This window comes from Pseudomonas rossensis, from assembly GCF_039888995.1.
Taxonomy (GTDB): Bacteria; Pseudomonadota; Gammaproteobacteria; order Pseudomonadales; family Pseudomonadaceae; genus Aquipseudomonas; species Aquipseudomonas rossensis.
Window position 1 is genome coordinate 55,654 of record NZ_JBBWCB010000008.1, and the last position, 22,944, is coordinate 78,597.

The window sequence follows — 22,944 nt, forward strand, 5'->3', positions numbered from 1 at the left end:
AAACCAAACAAGAGCACAACAATGACTACATTAACTATTTTCTTTTGCGGTACCGGCTCGACTAATTCGACAACCAAAACCCAACTTACTGGAATGGCGAACTGGTTTCGGCACTGGCCTCCCATCATGCTGGCCGAGAGTTTGCCGAATGGATCGTCATTGACGGCCCAGGCACCAGCAACCTGCAAGCTGATGAGCTGTTCACCAAATCCAAGGACTACGGCCTGAGCGGCACGCTGTTCGGCAAGGGCTGGGAGGAGAACGTAAAGCACGCCATCAACATCATCAAAGGCCAATGTGACTGGCAACGTGAAAAACTGACCGAGACCGAATACAACCGCCTGAAGGCTGCAGGCATTCCAATCGAAGACGTGATCGTCGAAGGCTCCTGGCTGTGGCGTAAATATAACTACGGCGACCGCAGTGTGACCCAGCAGAAGTTACAAGAACAAATCATTAAAACGTTTCGCAAGGACGGCGTTATTCCAACCAAGGTCAACTTGGTAGGCTGGAGCCGCGGCGGCATTAGTTGCCATATGCTGGCCAATGCCATGTTCAAGGACAGCGCACTGAAGAACATCCCGGTAAATATCTTTGCGATTGATCCGGTACCGGGCATCGGCAACTTTCAGGAAGACAAAGTAAAACTGAATGCCAATGTAAAAGAATACGTCGGCTTCTACGCCCGAGACGAGCGTTCCAAAGGCTTCAGCTGTGTCATCCCGCAAACGGCCACCGGCACCCGAACCCACATTTATCCCATGCCTGGCCGCCATGGCACGCTGGTTGGCAACGCCGCCGCAGATGGTGTCAGCGGCCCTAAAGCGCTGGCCGAACCCGGCCTGATCGTCCGCCACTTTGCCGAAGTGTGCCTGAAGCGCTGGGGAGTGCCGCTGAACAAAACCCTCAACCTGACTCCGGCCGACTTGCAGAACCACCACAACACCATGGCCAGCGCCACCGAAAAATACAAAGCGATGGAAAAGTGCTCGTACACCTACTTCACCGAGCTGGACCAGGGCGAGCGATACGTTTCGCTGGGTAGTAATGGGGTCAAGTTCTCAGCAGTGAAAGGCACGATCTACGCGCCGGCAACCGGGCTGACTACTGGCCTGCTGGATGTGGCGGCGTATCAGCATATTCGTTGAGGTGGTGGGGCGCGGGATGGCGGAAAAGCACGAGAAATTCCTCGCGAAAATTCCTATAGAAACGGCCTAGCCAAGGTTCATCCCGTTCCTACATGCGGGGACTCTTTGTCGTCTATCGCCACCCGGCTGCTCACACCTATAGTCGGACTGTCGCTGCCAAATCAGCGTCTCGGGCTTGGTCACTCGATGGAATACATAAACGCGTCCGTTGTATGCTGCCGGCACCTCAAGTGTCTGCACGCTATATGGTGGCTGTGTTTGGGACGCCTTATGGCGTGCCGGTCTTATGTATTCCTCCGGCTGACCAACCCGAACACAGTCCGCCTCCATCGCTTGGTCACGATGGTGGTGGTTTCATCTGATGCATTTGAGAATACATAAAATGAATAAATTGAACCCGTTCCCCGATCGCTACCGCCCCCTCCAAACAAACCTCACCGATTCCCCACCCCTGATCATCGACACAGAGGCCAACCCCCAGGACATCCTCGAAGCTGCCCTCCAGCGAATCCGAGCCTCCGGCGACCTACTCAAAACCCTACATTGCCAATGCTTCAAAAACGGTGACGTGGAAGACATCCCGCATATCACCCACGCCCTCTACCTGTTGACTCAGGACGGCTGCGACCTGCTGAAAGTCGCCCAACAACGCATGATGGGCTGGAAAGCACCAACCTGACACTAAGCACCAACAGGCAAGCCGCGCCCTTGTGGGAGCTGGCTTGCCTGCGATGAACACGACGCATAATTCCGGCCCAGAACAGGCCAGCTAGCAGCACGGAAAATCGTGATGAGCGAAATAACCTTCAAACAAAAACAAGCACACTATGAAAAAATCCGCCGCTCAAACTACTTGGCGAGCCTGCATCTCGCAGGATTCGACACTTCAGCAGCAGATCTCGACCAACCACTTCCGACACGAGAAGAAGCGCTCGCGAAATATCGACAAGACGAGCCGTCAAAATTTGCTCCCGCCCTTCCCCCCAAACCTGACGACCAATAAGATCCGTTCAAGCCCAACCGGACGCACCCGAATGATCCTCGCCCCCAACTTCCCCGACGACCACACCATGCACTTGCTCATGCAGCTGCTGCACGAAGAACTCGGTCTGCCTGAACGCAAAACCATCAGCCTCACCACCTCGATTAACTTCGACCTGGGTTGCAGCGGTGCTGATGCGCGAAACCTGATGGAAGCCTTGGAAGAACAGTTCGCCATCGACTTCATCGACTACGACGCCTATCGCTACTTTCAGCCGGAAGGGTTTGATGTGTTTCTCAAGCGCAGAGCCAAGGGGCGTGGTGACAAGGTCCCGCTGACTATCGGAATGATTTACCAAGCGATCAAGTTGCAACGGTGGGATACACAAGAACTGGAAGGAATCTAGCCGAACGCGGAAGTGCCATTATTCTGGTCGTTTAGCGCCTTTTCAGCTGGAATAATGGCAGTTACGGTTTCCTCGGCAGCCTGAATTTCGCCCACAAAAAAGCCGCCCTTTGGGGCGGCTTTTTCATTACATCAAACCAAACCTTACAACTTCGGCCCAGCAGCCTTGATCGCGTCGCTCACTTCAAACTTCTTGAAGTTCTCAACAAACAACCCAGCCAGTGCTTTAGCCGCTTCATCGTAAGCAGCCTTGTCAGCCCAGGTGTTACGTGGGTTCAACAGGCCAGTCTCAACGCCTGGCACCGCCAACGGCACGTCCAGGTTGATGGTGTCGAGGTGTTCGGTTTCAGCACCAATCAACGCGCCGCTCTGGATCGCTGCGATCACGCCGCGAGTGGTCGGGATGTTGAAGCGTTTGCCGACGCCGTAGCCACCGCCGGTCCAGCCGGTGTTGACCAGGTAGACCTTGGAGCCGAAGCCGCGGATGCGCTTGATCAGCAGTTCTGCGTATTCGCCAGCCGGACGCGGGAAGAACGGTGCGCCGAAGCAGGTGGAGAAGGTCGACTTGATGCCGCTGCCGGAACCCATTTCGGTCGAGCCCACCAGTGCGGTGTAGCCGGACAGGAAGTGGTAGGCCGCTTGTTCTTCGCTGAGGATCGACACTGGCGGCAGTACGCCGGTCAGGTCGCAGGTCAGGAAGATCACAGCGTTTGGCTCGCCACCGAGGTTTTTCTCGGAACGCTTGGCAACATGCTCCAGCGGGTAGGCGGCGCGGCTGTTCTGGGTCAGGCTGACATCGTCGTAATCGGCGTGCTTGGCGTCATCGATAACGACGTTTTCCAGGACTGCGCCGTGCTTGATGGCTTTCCAGATGACCGGCTCGTTCTTCTCGGACAGGTCGATGCACTTGGCGTAGCAGCCGCCTTCGATGTTGAAGACAACGCCTTCACCCCAACCGTGCTCGTCGTCACCGATCAGGTAACGGCTTTCATCGGCGGACAGGGTGGTTTTGCCGGTGCCGGACAGACCGAAGAACAGGGTCACGTCGCCCTCTTCGCCGATGTTGGCGGCGCAGTGCATTGGCAACACGTCGGCAGCCGGCAGCAGGAAGTTCTGCACCGAGAACATGGCTTTCTTCATTTCACCGGCGTAACGCATGCCGGCGATCAGCACTTTCTTCTGAGCGAAGTTGAGGATCACGCAACCGTCGGAGTTGGTGCCGTCACGCTCTGGCACGCACTCGAAGTTGGCAACGTTGAGCACTTGCCACTCATCACGGCCAGCCGGGTTGTACTTTTGCGGGTTGATGAACAGGCAACGGCCGAACAGGTTCTGCCAGGCAGTCTGAGTGGTCATCTTCACGGCCAGGTAGTGGTCCTCGGACGCACCTACATGCACGTGGGAAACGAAATGCTCTTGCGCGTTGTTGAACGCCTCGACGCGAGCCCACAAGGCATCGAACTTGTCGGCCGGGAACTTGCGGTTGATCGGGCCCCAGGCAATGGCTGCTTGGGTGGTCGGCTCTTCAACGATGAAACGATCGACTGGCGAGCGGCCGGTGCGGTGACCGGTGCGAACAACCAGCGCGCCGGTATCGGCAAGCTCGCCTTCACCGCGACTCAGGGCTTCTTTAACCAGATCATCAACACTCAGATCGGTGTACACGGCGTTATTGGCTTGCGTCATGAGGTTCCCCGTCGGCCATTGGCCGAGTGTGCTCCAAACGTTTTGTAGTAGAAAGTCGTGCACTACTACCGCGAAAAAAGTGGGCCGGATTATGCCAGAAAAGCCCAAAAATAGTAGGGCCCTCCCGTCGTAACGGCGTTATTCCGGCACAAACCAGTGAATTTACCTGCGCTGAACCGTTTTAGTGACGGGTATCTGACGGCGTATCAACACCCGCACCGGCGAATAATTGAGCGATATCGGCGGCGTCGAACAGGTAGCGCTCGTTGCAAAACTGGCAATCAATCTCAATGTTGCCGCCATGTTCGATCACGAGCGACTGGGCATCTTCCAGACCCAAACTGACCAGCGCATTGGCAGAACGTTCGCGGGAGCAGCTGCAACGGAAGCGTAGTTTCTGCACATCGAAAAGACGAACCTGCTCTTCGTGGTAGAGACGATGGAGGATGGTTTCGTTGTCCAGGCTCAGCAATTCATCGGCGGTCAGGGTGCTGCCCAGCGCGGTGATGTGCTGCCAGCTCGCGGCGCGCTCTTCTTCGTCTTTCAATCGATCAGCAGGCAGTTGCTGCAGCAACAGGCCACGGGCGCGACGACCATCGGCGTACAACCAGAAACGCGTACCGACTTGTTGGGACATCACGAAGTAGTTAGTGAAGCACTCCGACAGGGTTTCGCCATCGAGGTCGACGATGCCTTGGTAACGCTGGCCCTGGGTCGGGTCGACGGTCAACGCCAATACGCCGTTGGGCATCAGGTCGGCGAGGGTCGCGTCGGGGGCGATCTGGTCGGCTTCGTATCGGGCCAGGCCACGGATTTCGCGCTCGCTGGAGCACTCGATCATCAGCAGCGGGATCGGGCCTTCGGAACGGGCCTGGAGAATCAGCAAGCCATCGAACTTCAAGGTGCCGACCAACAACGACGCCGCCGCCATCAGCTCGCCAAGCAGTTGTGCAACCGGCTCCGGGTACGGGTGTTTAGCGAGGACTTCGGCGTAGCTACGCTCCAACGCAACCAGCTCGCCGCGGGTGTCGCTGTCATCGAAGATGAAGCGTTGGGTGTAGTCGGTATCCGGTAAATCGGTCATAGGTCTGGGTATCTGAAGTAATGACAAAATGATTTCAAACAGCGAGAAATTGCGCCTCTGCAGCACCATTTTGGTGCGCGACGTTCAGCCATGAGAGGCATTTTATGAACAATCCGGGTTTGTTCCAAGCAAGGTGGAACCGCCGCCGGTTGGCTTTATGCAATTTCTTACCTCTTGCGCTGCTGGCCTTCTGGTTATGGCCTACGGGTCAGAGGCTGCGTGTGGTTTTCGACGAGAGGCGCTTTCACCCATCCAACGCGCTGCTGGCGATTAACCCGATATGGCTACACGTTTGGGCAATTGCAAGCTCGCTCCCACAAGGACTGCGCAATACCTGTGGGAGCGAGCTTGCCCCGGGCGGCGATCCGACGAAGGCTGCTTCACAGGCAACACAGAAACAACTGACTCACTCGTCGTTGCTGCTTCCACGAAACTTGAACAAATCCCGTCGCTGCTTCTTGCTCGGTTTGCCATCGGTGCTCACGCCCAGCGAACCGGCCTTACGCATGGCCGCAGCCGCCTCGCGCTTGGCGATGCTGGCTTCAGTTTCAGCGTAGAGCGCCTGAGCCTCTGGCGCGCCACGGCGTACGATCGACAGCGCCTGAACCACCACCGTGCGCTCCTCGAACCCTGCGCGAATCTGAAACTCGTCGCCGACCCTCGGCTCCTTGCCCGGTTTGCAGCGCTCGCCCCGGCAATGCACCTTGCCGCTTTCTATCGCCGCTTTGGCCAAGGCGCGTGTTTTATAAAAACGCGCGGCCCACAACCATTTATCGAGACGGACCTTGTCGTCCTCTTCCTGTTTTTGTGCCACTGGAATTCCTCTCTCGGTGAATAGTCGGAACTGTACTACCGTTTCTGTCGGGCGCAAGAACTCGGCCCTCCAGATAGACTGTGTTCTTGGCCGGCTCACCGGCATGGAGTAATCGAGTGACTATATTTCCGTCTTCATTGACCTCGCCAAAGGGCGGTTGCCAGGGTTGCCAGCAAAGTGAGCCCCTGGGCTTCGATTTTACCTTTGCCTACCAACCGATCGTCGATTTGCGAGATCAGTCGATTTTCGCCCATGAGGCACTCGTGCGCGGTGTAAAGGGTGAGGCTGCACTGTCGGTTCTCGATCAGATCACCGAGGACAACCGCTACCGCTTCGACCAGCTCTGTCGGACCCGAGCCATTGAAGGCGCGGCGAATCTAGGGATGCAGACGCATCTGTCGATCAACTTCATGCCCAACGCCGTGTACCGCCCGGAACTGTGTATTCGCAGCACGCTGGAAGCAGCGAAAAAACACAACTTCCCCATCGACCGGTTGATTTTCGAAACCCTGGAAAGCCAGCACGTAGATAACTATCGCCATTTGACCAATATTCTGCGTGAATACCGCGAATTCGGCTTCAAGACCGCCATCGACGATTTCGGCGCGGGCTACTCGGGGCTCAATCTGCTGGCTGATTTCCAACCGGACCTGATCAAACTCGACATGGCACTGATCCGCGATGTCGACCGTGATCGTGTTCGTCAGGCTATCGTTCGAGGGATTGTCACAATCTGTGCGGAGCTGAACGTTACAGTCATTGCCGAAGGGATCGAAAGCGCCGGAGAACGGGACTTCCTGGCGGACTGTGGAATTTTTCTGATGCAAGGTTACTGGTTCGCCAAACCTGCATTCAAAGCGTTGGCTCAGGTAACGCCTGAGGCCTGGACGCATTAATCGCTGGTTTATTCCTATTGAAGACATTTGATCATTTGACCGTTGTCGGTCTGCGCGAGTGGGTGGCGCTCCCGGATTTGGGAGTCGCGGGCCTGCGCGCAAAAATCGACACCGGCGCCAGCACCTCCAGCCTGCATGCCACCGATATCGAACCGTTCGAGCGCGACGGGGAACAGTGGGTGCGCTTTACTGCTCACTTGGGCACGGTGGTGCAACTGCGTCACCGGCGCTGCGAAGCACCCCTGGTGACGATGAAAACCATCAAAAGCTCCAACGGCCACGCGCAGATGCGTTACGTGGTCAGCACCACCCTGGCCCTCGGTGATCGGGTCTGGCGGGTCGAATTCACGCTCGCCTGCCGCAAGTCCATGCGTTATCGCCTGTTACTCGGTTCCAAAGCCTTGATCGACGGCCAGTTGGTGGTCAATCCGGGCATTAAATACGTACAAGACAAGCCGGTGTTCCCGGTATCTACCTCCTCCACAGGTGTTGCATGAAGATCGCTGTGCTGTCGCGGAACCCGCGTCTGTATTCCACTCGTCGTCTGGTCGAAGCCGGTACCGAGCGTGGCCATGAAATGGTGGTGATCGACACCCTGCGCGCCTACATGAACATCGCCAGCCACAAGCCGCAGATCCACTACCGCGGCAAGCCGCTGGAAGGTTTCGATGCGGTGATCCCGCGGATTGGCGCGTCGGTGACGTTTTATGGCTGCGCGGTGTTGCGTCAGTTCGAAATGATGGGCGTTTTTCCACTCAATGAATCGGTGGCCATCGCACGCTCGCGGGACAAACTACGCTCGCTGCAATTGCTGTCGCGCCGAGGAATCGGTTTGCCAGTCACCGGTTTTGCGCACTCCCCGGATGACATTCCCGACTTGATCGAGATGGTCAACGGTGCGCCGCTGGTGATCAAGGTGCTGGAAGGCACTCAGGGCATCGGCGTCGTGCTGTGTGAAACGGCGACGGCGGCGGAGTCGGTGATCGAGGCGTTCATGGGCCTGAAGCAGAACATCATGGTTCAGGAATACATCAAGGAAGCCGGCGGCGCGGACATTCGCTGCTTCGTGGTGGGCGACAAAGTGATCGCGGCAATGAAACGCCAGGCGAAGCCGGGGGAGTTTCGCTCCAACCTGCATCGCGGCGGCAGTGCCAGCCTGATCAAGATCACACCGGAAGAACGTATGACGGCGTTGCGCGCAGCGAAGGTGATGGGTTTGGCGGTGGCGGGTGTGGACATCCTGCGCTCCAATCACGGGCCGCTGGTGATGGAAGTGAATTCGTCGCCGGGGTTGGAAGGAATTGAAACCACCACCAGCAAGAACGTGGCGGGGATCATCATTGAGCATCTGGAGAAGAATGGTGGGCCGAATATGACGCGCACCAAAGGTAAAGGCTGCGATCTTTTTTTCGGCCGTTACACAGCGTCTCTAGGCAACATCAACCCAAGCGGCAACCGCACCCGCGCTTCCAGCCCGCCGCCAGAACGGTTACGCAGTTCAACATTCCCGCCATGCATCGAAGCAATCCGCTTCACGATCGCCAAGCCCAACCCGGTCCCCTTCCCGCCGCGTGCACGATCACCCCGAGTGAACGGGTTGAAAATCGCCTCCAGCTCGGACGGATCAATCCCCGCCCCACGGTCCATGACACTCAGCACCACATACGGCGCGCTGGTATCGCCGGACACATAAGCAGCCACTTCGACACCGCTGCCGGCATGATGCAAGGCGTTGCCAATCAGGTTGTTCAACAGCCGCTTCATCGACACCCGACGCAACGGAAACGGCTGAATCGGCTCCAGGCGCAGGCACACTTTCTCTTCATTCTGGTTGTACGGCGCCGCGACTTCGCGCACCAGATCGCTCAGGTCCACCTCTTCCACGGACTCGTCGCGTCCATCGCGGATGAACGCCAGAAATTGATCGAGAATCGCGTCCATGTCCTCGATGTCGCGAACCATGTCGTCCGTCAGGTCGCTGTGGTCGCCCATCAGCTCCAGGGACAAGCGCAAACGGGTCAGCGGGGTACGCAGGTCGTGTGATACCCCGGCCAACATCAGCTCGCGCTCCCGACCGGCCTGCTCAACGTCTTCAGCCATCTGGTTGAAGGCGCGGTACACCTCGGTCATCTCGCTCGGCGTGTCACTGATCGGCAGGCGCACACTGCGACCCTGGCCGAGTTGCCGTGCGGCATAGACCAGTCGCTTCAAAGGTTGATTGAGCTGGCTGACGAAGATCCATGCCGAGGCGGTGGACAGCAGACCGATCGCGAGGAACCAGCCGAGCACATTCCAGATTTTCTGGCCGCGCAACGGATGCGGATAGAGCGGCACTTTCAGCCAGCCATCGCCCAGGCTTGGCGCCCGGACCCACAGGGCCGGCGGCGAGTGCATGCGTAATCGCACTTCAGTGTCGTCACCCAATTCGTCCCGCATCTGCCGCTGATAAATCGCGCTGTAAGGCCAGTGTTGCTCGCCTTCCGGCACACCCGCGCCCACCACCCGGATCAGGGTCGCGGCATCGGCGATTTTCTCACGATTTTCTTCATCGGCAGCCCAATAGGCGCGCAGCGTCAGGGCGACGCCGTGGCTGTATTGGCGGTCCACAAGCACGTCTTCGTTCATCAACAGATAAACCAGGGTCAGCGCCTTGGAGAACAGGACGACGATCAGCACCAGCCACAGGGTGCGGGAGAAAAAACTCTGGGGGAACCAAACGGGGGTTTTCATGGATAACCGCTACACACTTGCAGGAGCGAGCGATGCTCGCATATTGCGGATCGCGAGTCTGCGGACAATCGTCCGCAAGACCCGCTCCTACAAATCGCCGATCACTTGGTGGCGGCGCCATCCGGAACGAACACGTAACCCACGCCCCAGACCGTCTGGATGTAACGCGGCTTGGATGGATCGGGCTCGATCATCCGGCGCAAACGGGAAATCTGTACGTCGATGGAGCGCTCCAGGGCGTCCCACTCGCGGCCACGGGCCAGATTCATCAGCTTGTCGCGGGTCAGTGGCTGACGGGCGTTCATGACCAACGCCTTGAGCACCGCAAACTCACCGGTGGTGAGCATGTGCACTTCGTCACCACGCTTCAGCTCGCGGGTGGCCAGGGACAGCTCGTAGTCACCGAAGGTCACGCTTTCGTCTTCGCTGCCCGGTGCGCCCGGCACAGGAGTCGATTGACGACGCAGGACCGCTTTGACACGAGCCATCAGCTCGTCCGGGTTGAATGGCTTGGCCAGGTAATCGTCGGCACCCAGCTCCAGGCCCTTGATGCGGCTCAGCTCATCGCCCTTGGCGGTCAGCATGATGATGGGGATCTGGTTGTTCGCGGTGCGCAGGCGGCGGCAAGCGGTCAAGCCGTCTTCGCCGGGCAGCATCAGGTCGAGGACCACCAGGTTGAACACTTCACGCGCCAGCAGGCGATCCATTTGTTCAGTGTTCGGGACGGCGCGGGCGCGATAGCCCTTGCTGACGAAAAAACGTTCCAGCAGGCTGCTCAGCCCTGGATCGTCGTCAACAATAAGAATTTTTTCGCCTTCAGCAATGTTTGCAGTGCTGCTCATTAGATGCTCCTTTGATCTCGGCGCGCATTATGGCGTAGCTGTCGTTATACGCACCGTGTGCATTGTTAGCAGATTTTTCCTTCACCGCCAGAAATCCGGTCTTTATGCCTACAGCCTGCGATGCCCCCGAATGACAGAACGCTGGTTATAATGCGCGGCCTTTTGTGTCAGGCAACGTCTGATCATTACTGTAGGTGGCCGTTTTTTATTTTCATGGCGCAGGCAGTAATTGTTCGATTTCACGGGTCAACGGGATACCTGTTGATCCAGGTAGCGGCGCAGGCCAGGCCGCTCAACCAGACTCGCCGAGCCCTTATCTCTGCGCCTGCGAGCCTGCTTTCACAATTTGTCAGGTGGTTTTATGGACAGCATCAACAGCCGCATCGCCGAGGAACTCGGCGTACGCCCACAACAGGTCGAAGCGGCCGTCGCGCTACTCGATGAAGGCTCCACGGTGCCCTTCATCGCCCGCTACCGGAAAGAAGTGACCGGCAGCCTCGATGACATCCAGCTGCGTCATCTGGAAGAGCGTCTGCGCTACCTGCGAGAACTCGACGAACGGCGTATCAGCATCCTTGCCAGCATCCAGGAACAAGGCAAGCTGACCCCGCAACTTGAACGCGACATTAAACTCGCCGACACCAAAACCCGCCTCGAAGACTTGTACCTGCCGTACAAGCAGAAGCGCCGCACCAAGGGCCAGATCGCCCTGGAAGCCGGCCTCGGCGAGCTGGCCGACGGCCTGTTTAACGACCCGACCCTGACGCCAGACGCTGAAGCCGCGCGCTTCGTCGATGCCGAAAAAGGCGTCGCCGATGTGAAGGCTGCCCTAGAAGGCGCCAAGTACATCCTGATGGAACGCTTCGCCGAAGACGCCGGCCTGCTGGACAAATTGCGCAGTTACCTCAAGCAGGAAGCGACTCTGAGTGCCCGCGTGATCGCCGGCAAGGAAGAGGAAGGCGCCAAGTTCCGCGACTACTTCGAACACGACGAACCGCTGAAAAGCATGCCGTCGCACCGCGCGCTGGCGATTTTCCGTGGCCGCAACGAAGGCATTCTGAGTTCGGCGCTGAAAGTCGGCGACGAACTGCCGGGCACCATGCACCCGTGCGAAGGCATGATCGGCCAGCAATTCGGCATCCAGAACCAGAACCGTGCCGCCGACAAATGGCTGGGCGAAGTGGTGCGCTGGACCTGGAAGGTCAAGCTCTACACCCACCTCGAAACCGACCTGCTGGGCGAACTGCGCGATGGTGCGGAAACCGAAGCGATCAACGTGTTCGCTCACAACCTGCACGACTTGCTGCTGTCGGCGCCGGCTGGCCCGCGTGCCACATTGGGTCTCGACCCGGGCCTGCGCACCGGTTGCAAGGTCGCCGTGGTCGATTCCACCGGCAAGCTGCTGGATCACGCCACGGTTTACCCGCACGTGCCGCACAACAAATGGGACCAGACCATCGCGATTCTGGCTGCCCTGTGCGCCAAGCATGCAGTGGACCTGATCGCCATCGGCAACGGCACCGCCAGCCGTGAAACCGACAAGCTGGCCGCTGAACTGATCAAAAAATACCCAGCCATGAAGATGACCAAAGTCATGGTCTCCGAGGCCGGCGCATCGGTTTACTCGGCGTCGGAACTGGCTTCCAAGGAATTTCCGGACCTCGACGTGTCGATCCGTGGCGCGGTGTCGATTGCCCGTCGCCTGCAGGATCCACTGGCCGAGCTGGTGAAGATCGACCCGAAATCCATCGGCGTCGGCCAGTACCAGCACGACGTGTCGCAGCTGAAACTGGCACGCGGCCTGGACGCTGTCGTCGAAGACTGTGTGAACGCCGTGGGCGTGGACGTGAACACCGCCTCCGTGGCGTTGCTGGCCCGCATCTCCGGCCTCAACGCGACCCTGGCGCAAAACATCGTCAGCCATCGCGACGAGCACGGCGCGTTCAAAACCCGTGCGGCGTTGAAGAAAGTCGCTCGTCTGGGCGAGAAAACCTTCGAACAAGCCGCTGGCTTCCTGCGCGTCATGAACGGTGACAACCCGCTGGATTCGTCCGCGGTTCACCCGGAAGCCTATCCGCTGGTTCAGCGCATCGCCGCTGAGACCGACCGCGACATTCGCTCGCTGATCGGTGACGCCAGCTTCCTCAAGCGTCTTGATCCGAAAAAGTACACCGACGAAACCTTCGGTCTGCCAACGGTCACCGACATCCTGCAAGAGCTGGAAAAACCCGGTCGCGACCCGCGTCCCGAGTTCAAGACCGCCGAGTTCCAGGAAGGCGTCGAAGACCTCAAGGACCTGCAGCTGGGCATGATCCTCGAAGGCGTGGTGACCAATGTGACCAACTTCGGTGCTTTCGTCGACATCGGCGTGCATCAGGACGGTTTGGTGCACATCTCCGCGCTTTCGGAGAAGTTCATCAAGGATCCGCGCGAAGCGGTGAAGGCCGGCGACGTGGTGAAAGTGAAGGTCATGGAAGTCGACATCCCGCGCAAACGCGTAGGCCTGTCGATGCGCATGAGCGACACGCCGGGCGAGAAAATCGATGGTGCCCGTGGTGCACGTCCGGGTTCGGCGCCACGCCAATCCCAGAACAACGCACCGCGTAAAGAAACCACGGCGGCGGCCCCGGCCAACAACGCCATGGCTTCGCTGTTCGCCAACGCCAAGCAGTTGAAGAAACGCTGATGGACATCCCTGCCGGGCTGACCGAAAGCGCTTTTTTCAAGTTGCTGGGGTGTCGCATGCACAGTCTGGAGACCGGGGTGGCGCAAGTCGCCCTCGGGCTCGCGCCAGAGCTGCGCAATCGCGGTGGCAAGCTGCACGGCGGGGCCTTGTTCAGTCTGGTGGACATTGCCATGGGGCTGGCCTGTTCCAGCACCCACGGCTTCGACCAGCAGAGTGCGACTATCGAGTGCAAGATCAACTACATTCGTGCTGTTTCTGACGGTGAAGTGATGTGTACGGCGCGGGTCATTCACCCGGGCCGCCGCACGTTGGTGGTCGAGGCTGACGTGATGCAGGGCGATAAACTGGTCGCAAAAGCACAAGGCACGTTCGCTGTCCTGTAGCTAGATGTCACCCATTTGAGTTAATTTCGGCGCTATGAAAACCTGTGGGAGCGAGCTTGCTCGCGATGAGGGCGTGTCAGTCAACATCTATGTCGTCTGACACACCGCCATCGCGAGCAAGCTCGCTCCCACAGGGATTGTGGCGACTTGGCTGACCGACATCAGTCTGTGTTGCTCAAAAACCAGGCGACAACGCCAGTTTCAACTTCACCCTTGTAGACCGTCTTGCCCACCCCCATATTGGGGCGACTGACGCGTGAAGGAATCCAACTTGAGCGAACTTCTCAACCGCCGCCTGGCTCTGCTCGGCGAGCGCGCTAACCTCTCTCTGCTCGAACAGTGCCTTCACGGCATCGAACGTGAATGCCTGCGCGTGACCGACGAAGGTCGCCTGGCGCAAACGCCGCACCCGGAAGAATTGGGTTCCGCGCTGACCAACGAACAAATCACCACCGACTATTCGGAATCGCTGCTGGAGTTCATCACCCCGGCCCTGCCCGACCCGGCAGACACCCTGGCGAGCCTCGACAGCATTCACCGTTTTGCCTACAGCAAGCTCGGCAACGAGTACCTGTGGAGTCCATCGATGCCGTGCCCGTTGCCGGCCGAGGAAGACATCCCGATTGCCTATTACGGCACGTCCAACATTGGTCAGCTCAAGTACGTCTACCGCAAGGGCCTGGCCCTGCGGTACGGCAAGACCATGCAGTGCATCGCCGGGATTCACTACAACTTTTCCCTGCCGGAAAAGCTCTGGCCGCTGCTCAAAGCCGCTGAAGACTTTGTCGGCACCGACCGTGACTATCAGTCGTCAGCCTACATCGCCCTGATCCGCAACTTCCGTCGCTACAGTTGGCTGCTGATGTACCTGTTCGGCGCCTCCCCTGCGCTGGACGCCGGTTTCCTGCGCGGTCGTTCGCACCAGTTGGAACAACTGGACCCGGACACCTTGTACTTGCCGTACGCCACCAGCCTGCGCATGAGTGACTTGGGTTACCAGAGCAACGCCCAGGCCGGGTTGACCCCGTGCTACAACGATCTGGCCAGTTACACCGACAGCCTGCGCAAAGCGGTTGCCACGCCGTATGCGCCGTACGTCGAAATCGGCACGCATCAGGACGGTGAGTGGGTTCAGCTCAACACCAACATCCTGCAAATCGAAAACGAGTACTACTCCAACATCCGCCCGAAACGCGTGACCTACACCGGTGAACGGCCGATTCAGGCGCTGGTGGCTCGTGGCATTCAGTACGTTGAAGTGCGCTGCCTGGACATCAACCCGTTCCTGCCAATGGGCATCGATCTGCCGGAGTCACGGTTCCTCGACGCATTCCTGTTGTACTGCGCGCTGAACGACAGCCCGCTGCTGACCAATACCTCGTGCGGCAACGCAACCTCGAACTTCCTCAGTGTGGTCAAGGAAGGTCGTCGCCCGGGCCTGCAACTGCAACGCGACGGTCATCCGGTGGACCTGAAAGAGTGGGCCAGCGAGTTGCTGGAGAAGATTGCACCACTGGCGGCGATGCTGGATCAGAGTCATGGCGGCGATGCGCATAGCAAGGCGATGGATGCGCAGCTGGCCAAGGTCAAGGACCCGTCGCTGACGCCATCGGCCCAGGTGCTGGCGGCGATGGCTGAGCACAAAGAGAGCTTCAGCCATTTCTCCCTGCGTCAGAGCCGCGCGCATGCGGAGTTTTTCCGTAGTGAGCCGTTGAATGGTGATGATCAGGCGAAATTTGAAGCGCGGGCGCGTTCGTCGCTGGCTGAGCAGGTTGAGCTGGAGCAGAACGAGGTGGGCGATTTCGATGTGTTTGTCGGGTCGTATCAGGCGAGTATTTTGGCAATCAGCAACTAAGCGGCGCCTGTCAAAAGATCGCAGCCTTCGGCAGCTCCTACGGGACGGTGCCAGGGTTGCGATTTTTTTTGCCCGCACCACGCAATTTCGAATTCGCACGCTACCTTTATAGGAGCTGCCGCAGGCTGCGATCTTTTGATCCTTTAGAATTTTCCGCTCATAAGCTCATTCGAAAAAGTTATTTATTTTCGGATTCTTATATCATTTAGTCTCCTTTTCACGCCGACTCTCGGTCGCCTGACAAGGAGCTTCTCAATGAAACTGACTTTCCCCCTTCGCCTGCTGGCGGCCGCGTCTCTGGCTGCAGTGAGTTTCTTTGCCCAGGCGGCTGACGTCACCGTCGCCTACCAGACCACCGTTGACCCGGCAAAAGTCGCCCAGGCCGACGGTGCGTACGAAAAAGCCACCCACGCTAAAATCGATTGGCGCAAATTCGACAACGGAGCCGACATCATCGCGGCCATCGCTTCCGGCGACGTGCAGATCGGCTACCTCGGTTCCAGCCCTCTGACGGCTGCAATCACCCGCAAGGTCCCGGTAGAAACCTTCCTCATCGCCACCCAGATCGGCGCCGCTGAAGCCCTGGTCGCTCGGGACGGTTCCGGGATCAAAACTCCGCAGGACCTGATTGGCAAGAAAATCGCCGTGCCGTTCGTTTCCACCGGCCACTACAGCCTGCTGGCCGCGCTGAAGCACTGGAACATCGACCCATCAAAAGTCACCGTCCTCAACCTTGCCCCGCCAGCCATCATTGCTGCGTGGAAACGCGGTGACATCGACGCCACCTACGTGTGGGACCCAGCCCTCGGTGTGGCCAAGGAAAACGGCAAAGTGCTGATCACCTCCGGTGAACTGGCCAAGTTCGGCGCACCGACCTTCGATGCCTGGATCGTGCGTAAAGACTTCGCCGAGAAGCATCCGGAAATCGTCACCGCGTTCGCCAAAGTGACCCTCGATGCCTACGCCGACTACCGCAAAGACCCCAAAGCCTGGCTCGCCAACCAATCCAATGTCGACAAGCTAGTGAAACTCTCCGGCGCCAAGGCCAGCGACATTCCGTTGCTGCTGCAAGGCAACGTCTTCCCGCTGGCGGCTGATCAGGTGATCACCCTCGGCGCGCCGACCACCAAGGCCATCACCGACACCGCCGCGTTCCTGAAAGAACAAGGCAAGGTTGAAGCCGTGCTGCCGGACTACGCTCCCTACGTCAGCGCCAAATACATCACCAACTGATCGGAGTTAATTGCGATGGCTTTGCTTCAGCTGGAGCGCATCAGCGCACAGTACCCCGGCGCCGCCGAACCGGTACTGGCGGATATTTCCCTGAGTCTTGGGCCCCAGCAGTTGCTGGTCGCCCTCGGCCCGTCCGGCAGTGGCAAGACCTCGCTGTTGAACCTGATTGCCGGTTTCGTCGAGCCCAGCGCCGGGCGCATCACCCTTGACGGCGTGCCGGTCAAAGGCCCGAGCGCCGAACGCGGCGTGGTGTTCCAGGACGATGCCCTGCTGCCCTGGCAGGACGTGCTGGCCAACGTCGGTTTCGGTCTGGAACTGGCCGGCATTGCGCGGGAAAAACGTGAACTGCGCGCCCGGGAAATGCTCGCTTTGGTGGACCTTTCCGGTTTCGAAAACCGCCGGATCTGGCAGCTTTCGGGCGGCCAGAAGCAACGTGTCGGCCTGGCCCGCGCCCTCGCTGCTGATCCACGCGTTTTGCTGATGGACGAACCCTTCGGCGCCCTCGATGCCTTCACCCGCGAACAGATGCAGGAGCTGCTGCTGCAAGTCTGGCAGCGCACCGCAAAACCGGTCTTTCTGATTACTCACGACATCGAAGAAGCGGTGTTTCTCGCCACGGATCTGATTCTGCTGGCGCCAAACCCTGGGCAAATCGTCGAACGCCTGAGCCTGGATTTCGGTCAGCGTTATGCCGCTGGTGAGTCGGCTCGATCGATCAAGTCAGACCCGCGCTTTATCGAAACCCGCGAACACGTGCTCGCCAAAGTGTTCTCCCAACGCAGCGCCGCCCAGCGGCAGGAGCGCGCATGAGCAGCTATGAGATTCCGGCCGTCACGGTCAAACCGCACTCGACGGTGATTCCTGTTCGTCGCAGTCTCAGTACTCGCTGGATCAGTCTGCTGACGCTCGTCGCACTCGTGGTTATCTGGTGGGCGGTCACCGCCACTGGAATGATCGAACCGCTGTTCCTGCCGCCACCGTCCGCGGTGCTGCAAAAAGGCTGGCTGCTGGTGACCACCGGCTACATGGATTCAACGTTGTGGCAGCACCTTGGCGCGAGCCTCAGCCGAATCGGTCTGGGCCTGGGCTTCGCGGTGCTGACCGCCGTGCCCGTTGGAATCGCCATCGGCCACAACCGCATTGCCCGCGGCATTCTCGATCCGCTGATCGAGTTCTACCGCCCTATTCCACCGCTGGCTTATCTGCCGCTGATCGTGATCTGGTGCGGCATCGGTGAACTGTCGAAAGTCTTGCTGATCTACCTCGCGATCTTCGCCCCGATCGCCATCGCTACTGCGACCGGCGTGCGTACCGTCGACCCGGCCAAATTGCGCGCCGCGCAATCGTTGGGCGCGACTCGGGCACAATTGATTCGCCATGTGATTCTGCCGAGCGCGTTGCCGGACATTTTGACCGGTGTGCGGATTGGCCTGGGTGTGGGTTGGTCGACACTGGTCGCCGCCGAATTGATCGCCGCCACTAGCGGTTTGGGCTTCATGGTGCAGTCGGCCGCGCAGTTCCTGGTCACCGATGTGGTGGTGCTGGGGATTCTGGTGATCGCGCTGATCGCCTTCGCCATGGAGATGGGCTTGCGTGCCCTGCAACGCAAACTGGTGCCGTGGCATGGCCAGGCTCACTGAAGCATTTGAATGTGGGAGCAACTGCCTTAATACCCCCTTTTTTTGGATCAACCCTGTAGGAGCTGTCGAGTGAAACGAGGCTGCGATCTTTTGATCTTGCTCTCTAAAAACAACATCAAAAGATCGCAGCCTTCGGCAGCTCCTACAGGTGCGGTGTCCCCCCAGAATTGAAGAGAACACCATGAGCAACCTGACCATCGTCCCCTTAAGCTACGCCCTCGGCGCACACATCAGCGGCGTCGACATCAGCCAACCGCTGAATCTGGAACAGCGCGACGCCATCGAGCAGGCGCTGCTCAAACATCAAGTGTTGTTCTTCCGCGATCAGCCGATCACACCCCAGCAGCAGGCACGTTTCGCCGCCAATTTCGGCGACCTGCACATTCACCCGATCTACCCGAATGTGCCAGAACAGCCGGAAGTGCTGATCCTCGACACCTCCGTCACCGACGTGCGCGACAACGCGATTTGGCACACCGACGTGACCTTCCTGCCGACCCCGGCCCTGGGCGCGGTGCTCAGTGCCAAGTTGCTGCCGGAGTTTGGTGGCGACACGTTGTGGGCCAGCGGTATCGCGGCGTATGAAGCGCTTTCGGCGCCGATGAAAAACTTGCTCGAAGGGCTGACGGCCACCCACGATTTCACTCGTTCGTTCCCGCTGGAGCGCTATGGCAACACGTCCGAAGCGCTGGCCCAGTGGGAAGAAGCGCGCAGGAAAAACCCGCCGCTGTCGCACCCGGTGATCCGCACTCATCCGGTGAGCGGACGCCGCTCGTTGTTCGTCAATGAAGGCTTCACGTCGAAGATCAATGAGCTGTCGGAAACCGAAAGCGAGGTGATTCTGAAGTTTCTGTTTGCCCACGCGACACGGCCGGAATTTACCATTCGCTGGCGTTGGCAGAATGACGACGTGGCGTTTTGGGATAACCGCGTGACACAGCATTACGCCGTGGATGATTACCGGCCGGCTCGGCGGGTGATGCAGCGGGCGACGGTGTTGGGGGATGTGCCGTTTTTTCGGTAACCCCTTACCTCTTTATTGTTTGTTCTGGCCCCATCGCGAGCAAGCTCGCTCCCACATTTGGAATGCGCTCCCCTGTGGGAGCGAGCTTGCTCGCGATGGCGATCCAACAGGCGCCGGAAAATCCGGTACCGAACACTTACTCAGCCGTCGAAGGCTTCTCCCAAAGATTGACCCCGCCCTCCTGGGCAAAGCGGTCAATCTCCGCCAGCTCTTCGGCACTAAAGCTCAAATTTTTCAACGCCCCGACGTTCTCGATAATCTGCTCCGGACGGCTCGCACCGATCAGCGCCGACGTCACGCGCGGATCGCGTAACGTCCACGCCAATGCCAGCTGCGCCAGACTCTGACCGCGACGCTTGGCGATCTCATTCAGCGCACGCACATGAGCGATGTTGGCTTCGGACAGGTGCGCCGTCTGCAACGAACCACCACCCGGACGATTGACCCGCGCGTCCGCCGGCACACCGTTGAGGTACTTGTCGGTCAACAACCCCTGAGCCAACGGCGTAAACGCAATCACGCCCGTACCAAGTTCGTCCGTCGTATCCAGCAGGTCTTTTTCCACCCAACGATTGAGCAGGTTGTAAGCCGGCTGATGAATCAGCAACGGGACTTTCCACTCTTTCAGCAGCGCGGCCATTTCACGGGTTTTAACGCCCGAGTACGAGGAGATACCGATGTACAACGCCTTGCCCTGTTGTACTGCGGTGGCCAGTGCGCTGGCAGTTTCTTCCAGCGGCGTGTCCGGGTCGAAGCGGTGGGAATAGAAGATGTCCACGTAGTCCAGGCCCAGGCGCTGCAGGCTCTGATCAAGGCTGGCCAGCACGTATTTGCGCGAACCGCCGCCCTGACCATAAGGGCCGGCCCACATGTCCCAACCGGCCTTGCTGGAGATAATCAGCTCGTCGCGATACTGCTTGAAGTCTTCACGCAGCAAACGACCGAAGTTGATCTCGGCGCTGCCATACGGAGGGCCGTAGTTGTTGGCCAGGTCGAAATGGTTGATGCCAAGATCAAACGCGGTACGCAGCAACGATCGCTGAGTGTCGATCGGCGTGCTGTCGCCGAAGTTGTGCCACAAGCCCAGAGACAGTGCCGGCAGCACTAGCCCGCTGCGCCCCACGCGGCGGTAAGGGATGGAGTCATAGCGGTTTTCGGCAGCGGTGTAGGTCATCGAATCCTCTCTTGTCTGTCTTGAAGTTGGTATCGACTGCTTCGCAAGTTGCCCAGCATACGCCCAGACAAACGCCGATGAACCTCGGACTCGAGAAAATGCTGAAACGTTTCACATATTTCATCTTTGCCGCCAGTTGATCGTTCCCACGCAGAGCGTGGGAACGATCTGTGGAACTGCGGCTACTTTGCTCCCGCAAACACCTCCCCTAACCAATCTACGAACACCCGAACCCGTGACGACATGTGTCGGTTGTGCGGATACAACACCGAAACCGGCATCGGTGGTGGTGGCGTATCGATCAGGACTTCCTGCACCAAGCCCTGGGAAATCTGCGTTTCCATTCGGTAATGCGGGCACTGGATCAGGCCCAGCCCGGCAATCGCCGACGCCGCATAAATTTCCGCGCCGAATACTGAAAGTGCACCATCGATGGCCACTTCCTTCAGCTCGCCATGAACCATGAATTCGAAAGGAAATAACTTGGCGGTCGTGCGCGAGACGTAGTTCACGGCACGATGATGTTTGAGGTCGTCGAGGCTTTTCGGTTCGCCGTATTTGCGCAGGTACGCGGGACTGGCGCAGGTGATTTGGCGCAGATTGGCGACGCGGCGGCCGATCAGCGCGGAGTCGTCCAAGGTGCCGGCGCGCAGCACGCAGTCGACGCCTTCAGCGATCAGGTCGACAAAGCGGTCGGCCTCACTGATGGACAGTTCGATATCCGGGTAGCGCGCCATGAACTGCGGCAACGCCGGGATCACAAAGTGTTTGGCCCGCGTGCCATGCAAATCCACGCGCAACCGGCCCTTTGGCGCAACGCTACGAAATGCCAGCTCGGCTTCTTCCAGTTCCGCCAGCAGCTGCACACAACGCAGGTAGTACGCCTCGCCGTCCAGCGTAGGGCGCACCTTGCGAGTGCTTCGCTCCAGTAAACGCGTACCGAGCCAGGCTTCGAATTGATTCAGCGTGTGGGTCAGCGTCGCCCGCGGCAGGTTCAGGTCGTCGGCAGCCAGCGTGAAGCTGCTGCGCTCGTAGATGCGCACGAAAACCTTCATCGCTTTGACTTGATCCACGCGGGTCTCCTGGCGGTCGATTGTTGGCGATTATTGAACAGTCAAGGCAACTCTCGTGCATTTATCAGCCTGAGTAAACATGTGAATCTGGCTTCACACCGAGCAAACAACTCCCGACTCAAAAGGATTCACCGCCATGACTACTCAATCTACGAAAGTTGCCATCGTGACCGGCGCCTCCCGCGGCATCGGCGCGGTGATCGCCAAACAACTGGCCAAACAAGGTTTCGCCGTCGCCATCAACTACGCCAGCAGTGCCACCGAAGCTTCAAAACTGGTGGTCGAATTGCGTCAGGCCGGCCACCAGGCCATAGCGATCAAGGCTGATGTAGCGAACGCCGACGACGTACGCCGGATGTTCGACGAGACCGAAACACAACTGGGTAAGGTCGATGTGCTGGTCAACAACGCCGGTATCCTCAAAGTCCTGCCGCTGGCGCAACACACGGATGAGCTGTTCGACCAGAACTTCAACATTCACGCTCGCGGCACGTTTAACACCCTGCGTGAAGCCGCCACTCGCCTGAACGCTGGCGGACGGATCATCAACTTCTCCAGCAGCACCGTCGGCATGAACCTGCCGGGCTATGCGGTGTACATCGCCAGCAAAGCGGCGGTGGAATCCCTGACCCAGGTGTTCGCCAAGGAAATGCGCGGTCGCAACATCACCGTCAATGCCGTCGCGCCTGGCCCGGTCGCCACCGATCTGTTCCTGCACGGCAAGAGCGAAGAGCAGATCCAGAACTTCGCCAAGATGGCCCCGCTGGAACGTCTGGCTCAGCCAGAAGACATTTCCCGCGTTGTGTCTTTCCTGGTCGGCCCGGATTCGGCGTGGGTCAACGGGCAAATCATGCGCGTCAACGGCGGGCTGGTTTAACTATGCTCACTTGACACCGCAGTGCCCCTTTCGCGAGCAGGCTCGCTCCCACAGGATTGCGACGACCTTGTGGGAGCGAGCCTGCTCGCGAAGGCGGCCCCAAAAGCAACACACATTTGAAGGGCGGAACACACCATGCACACCACGATCATCATCACCTTCGGCCTGATCCTCCTGGCGCTGATGCTGTTCATCGGCGAGAAAATCGGCTTCAGTCGCCAGACCCTGGCCTTCAGCTTTGTCGTGCTGTGGCTGGCACTGACGTTGATCAACGGCGCGGTCGGCATGGTCAATGCCGGCCAGCCGTTCAGCACGGAACTGGTGGTCGGCAGCGCCGTGTTCGGCGTGCCGGTGGCGGCGATGGTGTTGTTCATGGTGTTGAGCGCCGATACCTGAAAAGGGCCCGGCGCCA

Annotated in this window: 20 protein-coding genes and 4 pseudogenes; 17 read left to right on the plus strand and 7 right to left on the minus strand. The window is 59.0% G+C overall.

Features of this window, described 5'->3' with window-relative positions:
* Positions 1–21: 21 nt before the first annotated feature.
* From WLY71_RS04445 to WLY71_RS04460, 4 genes and pseudogenes are all read left to right on the plus strand, one after another.
* A pseudogene (locus tag WLY71_RS04445) lies at positions 22–1,148 on the plus strand (hypothetical protein).
* A gap of 382 nt (positions 1,149–1,530) precedes the next feature.
* Entirely contained in the window at positions 1,531–1,827 is a 297-nt protein-coding gene (locus WLY71_RS04450) for a hypothetical protein (RefSeq protein ID WP_123367054.1), read from the plus strand.
* Positions 1,828–1,938: 111 nt separating this feature from the next.
* Positions 1,939–2,094 (plus strand): annotated as a pseudogene (locus tag WLY71_RS04455) (YhfG family protein); the annotation flags it as partial.
* Positions 2,095–2,182: 88 nt separating this feature from the next.
* Complete coding sequence (locus WLY71_RS04460) at positions 2,183–2,536, plus strand: DUF1493 family protein (RefSeq protein WP_347802648.1); 354 nt, start codon at positions 2,183–2,185, stop codon at positions 2,534–2,536.
* A 143-nt stretch (positions 2,537–2,679) separates the two neighbouring features.
* Here the strand turns inward: WLY71_RS04460 and WLY71_RS04465 are convergent, their stop codons facing one another.
* On the minus strand, positions 2,680–4,221 hold the full coding sequence (locus WLY71_RS04465; RefSeq protein ID WP_347802649.1) for a phosphoenolpyruvate carboxykinase: 1,542 nt from the start codon (positions 4,219–4,221) through the stop codon (positions 2,680–2,682).
* Positions 4,222–4,402: 181 nt separating this feature from the next.
* The gene (gene hslO, locus WLY71_RS04470; RefSeq protein WP_008149293.1) at positions 4,403–5,305 is read right to left on the minus strand and encodes an Hsp33 family molecular chaperone HslO; all 903 of its coding nucleotides are present in this window, start codon (positions 5,303–5,305) and stop codon (positions 4,403–4,405) included.
* 104 nt (positions 5,306–5,409) lie between these two features.
* Between hslO and WLY71_RS04475 the strand changes: the two are divergent.
* A pseudogene (locus tag WLY71_RS04475) lies at positions 5,410–5,622 on the plus strand (phosphatase PAP2 family protein); the annotation flags it as partial.
* Positions 5,623–5,711: 89 nt separating this feature from the next.
* Here WLY71_RS04475 and WLY71_RS04480 read toward each other — a convergent pair.
* Entirely contained in the window at positions 5,712–6,119 is a 408-nt protein-coding gene (locus WLY71_RS04480; protein ID WP_347802650.1) for an RNA-binding S4 domain-containing protein, read from the minus strand.
* 116 nt (positions 6,120–6,235) lie between these two features.
* Between WLY71_RS04480 and rimA the strand changes: the two genes are divergently transcribed.
* From rimA to rimK, 3 genes and pseudogenes are all read left to right on the plus strand, one after another.
* Positions 6,236–7,015 carry a S6 modification regulatory phosphodiesterase RimA gene (gene rimA / locus WLY71_RS04485; protein ID WP_347802651.1) on the plus strand — a complete coding sequence of 260 codons (780 nt, stop codon included), beginning with the start codon at positions 6,236–6,238 and terminating at the stop codon, positions 7,013–7,015.
* A gap of 17 nt (positions 7,016–7,032) precedes the next feature.
* Positions 7,033–7,512: a retropepsin-like aspartic endopeptidase RimB gene (gene rimB, locus WLY71_RS04490; RefSeq protein ID WP_008149289.1), complete on the plus strand. Its 480-nt coding sequence runs from the start codon at positions 7,033–7,035 to the stop codon at positions 7,510–7,512.
* A pseudogene (rimK, locus tag WLY71_RS04495) lies at positions 7,509–8,411 on the plus strand (30S ribosomal protein S6--L-glutamate ligase); the annotation flags it as partial. The gene rimB and the pseudogene rimK, both read left to right, overlap by 4 nt.
* A 20-nt stretch (positions 8,412–8,431) precedes the next feature.
* On the opposite strand, the gene WLY71_RS04500 reads toward rimK, so the two are convergent.
* Positions 8,432–9,745, minus strand: coding sequence for an ATP-binding protein (locus WLY71_RS04500; protein ID WP_347802652.1), 1,314 nt, complete (start codon positions 9,743–9,745; stop codon positions 8,432–8,434).
* Positions 9,746–9,846: 101 nt separating this feature from the next.
* Complete coding sequence (gene ompR, locus WLY71_RS04505; protein WP_027922237.1) at positions 9,847–10,587, minus strand: osmolarity response regulator transcription factor OmpR; 741 nt, start codon at positions 10,585–10,587, stop codon at positions 9,847–9,849.
* A gap of 361 nt (positions 10,588–10,948) precedes the next feature.
* On the opposite strand from ompR, the gene WLY71_RS04510 reads away from it, so the two are divergent.
* The 7 genes from WLY71_RS04510 (at position 10,949) to tauD (ending at position 19,408) form a co-directional block, all read left to right on the plus strand.
* Positions 10,949–13,273, plus strand: a complete 2,325-nt coding sequence (locus WLY71_RS04510) for a Tex family protein (protein ID WP_010464777.1) — start codon at positions 10,949–10,951, stop codon at positions 13,271–13,273.
* Positions 13,273–13,656 carry a PaaI family thioesterase gene (locus WLY71_RS04515; protein WP_347802653.1) on the plus strand — a complete coding sequence of 128 codons (384 nt, stop codon included), beginning with the start codon at positions 13,273–13,275 and terminating at the stop codon, positions 13,654–13,656. Before WLY71_RS04510 ends, WLY71_RS04515 begins: the two co-directional genes overlap by 1 nt.
* A gap of 271 nt (positions 13,657–13,927) precedes the next feature.
* Entirely contained in the window at positions 13,928–15,511 is a 1,584-nt protein-coding gene (gene gshA / locus WLY71_RS04520) for a glutamate--cysteine ligase (RefSeq protein WP_347802654.1), read from the plus strand.
* Between the two features lie 255 nt (positions 15,512–15,766).
* Positions 15,767–16,744, plus strand: a complete 978-nt coding sequence (gene tauA / locus WLY71_RS04525) for a taurine ABC transporter substrate-binding protein (protein WP_347802655.1) — start codon at positions 15,767–15,769, stop codon at positions 16,742–16,744.
* 15 nt (positions 16,745–16,759) lie between these two features.
* Complete coding sequence (gene tauB, locus WLY71_RS04530) at positions 16,760–17,554, plus strand: taurine ABC transporter ATP-binding subunit (RefSeq protein ID WP_008149272.1); 795 nt, start codon at positions 16,760–16,762, stop codon at positions 17,552–17,554.
* Complete coding sequence (tauC, locus tag WLY71_RS04535) at positions 17,551–18,384, plus strand: taurine ABC transporter permease TauC (RefSeq protein ID WP_033058455.1); 834 nt, start codon at positions 17,551–17,553, stop codon at positions 18,382–18,384. The genes tauB and tauC overlap by 4 nt, the downstream gene beginning before the upstream one ends.
* A gap of 181 nt (positions 18,385–18,565) precedes the next feature.
* Entirely contained in the window at positions 18,566–19,408 is an 843-nt protein-coding gene (tauD, locus tag WLY71_RS04540) for a taurine dioxygenase (protein WP_347802656.1), read from the plus strand.
* Between the two features lie 136 nt (positions 19,409–19,544).
* On the opposite strand, the gene mgrA is transcribed toward tauD, so the two are convergent.
* Together mgrA and WLY71_RS04550 are read right to left on the minus strand one after the other, a co-directional pair.
* Entirely contained in the window at positions 19,545–20,582 is a 1,038-nt protein-coding gene (gene mgrA / locus WLY71_RS04545; RefSeq protein WP_129439433.1) for an L-glyceraldehyde 3-phosphate reductase, read from the minus strand.
* 182 nt (positions 20,583–20,764) lie between these two features.
* Positions 20,765–21,655 carry a LysR family transcriptional regulator gene (locus WLY71_RS04550; protein WP_347802657.1) on the minus strand — a complete coding sequence of 297 codons (891 nt, stop codon included), beginning with the start codon at positions 21,653–21,655 and terminating at the stop codon, positions 20,765–20,767.
* A gap of 136 nt (positions 21,656–21,791) precedes the next feature.
* On the opposite strand from WLY71_RS04550, the gene WLY71_RS04555 reads away from it, so the two are divergent.
* Together WLY71_RS04555 and WLY71_RS04560 are read left to right on the plus strand one after the other, a co-directional pair.
* Positions 21,792–22,532: an SDR family oxidoreductase gene (locus WLY71_RS04555; RefSeq protein WP_347802658.1), complete on the plus strand. Its 741-nt coding sequence runs from the start codon at positions 21,792–21,794 to the stop codon at positions 22,530–22,532.
* A gap of 135 nt (positions 22,533–22,667) precedes the next feature.
* A complete protein-coding gene (locus tag WLY71_RS04560; RefSeq protein WP_347802659.1) occupies positions 22,668–22,928 on the plus strand; it encodes a hypothetical protein in 261 nt (86 codons plus the stop codon).
* Positions 22,929–22,944: the final 16 nt, after the last annotated feature.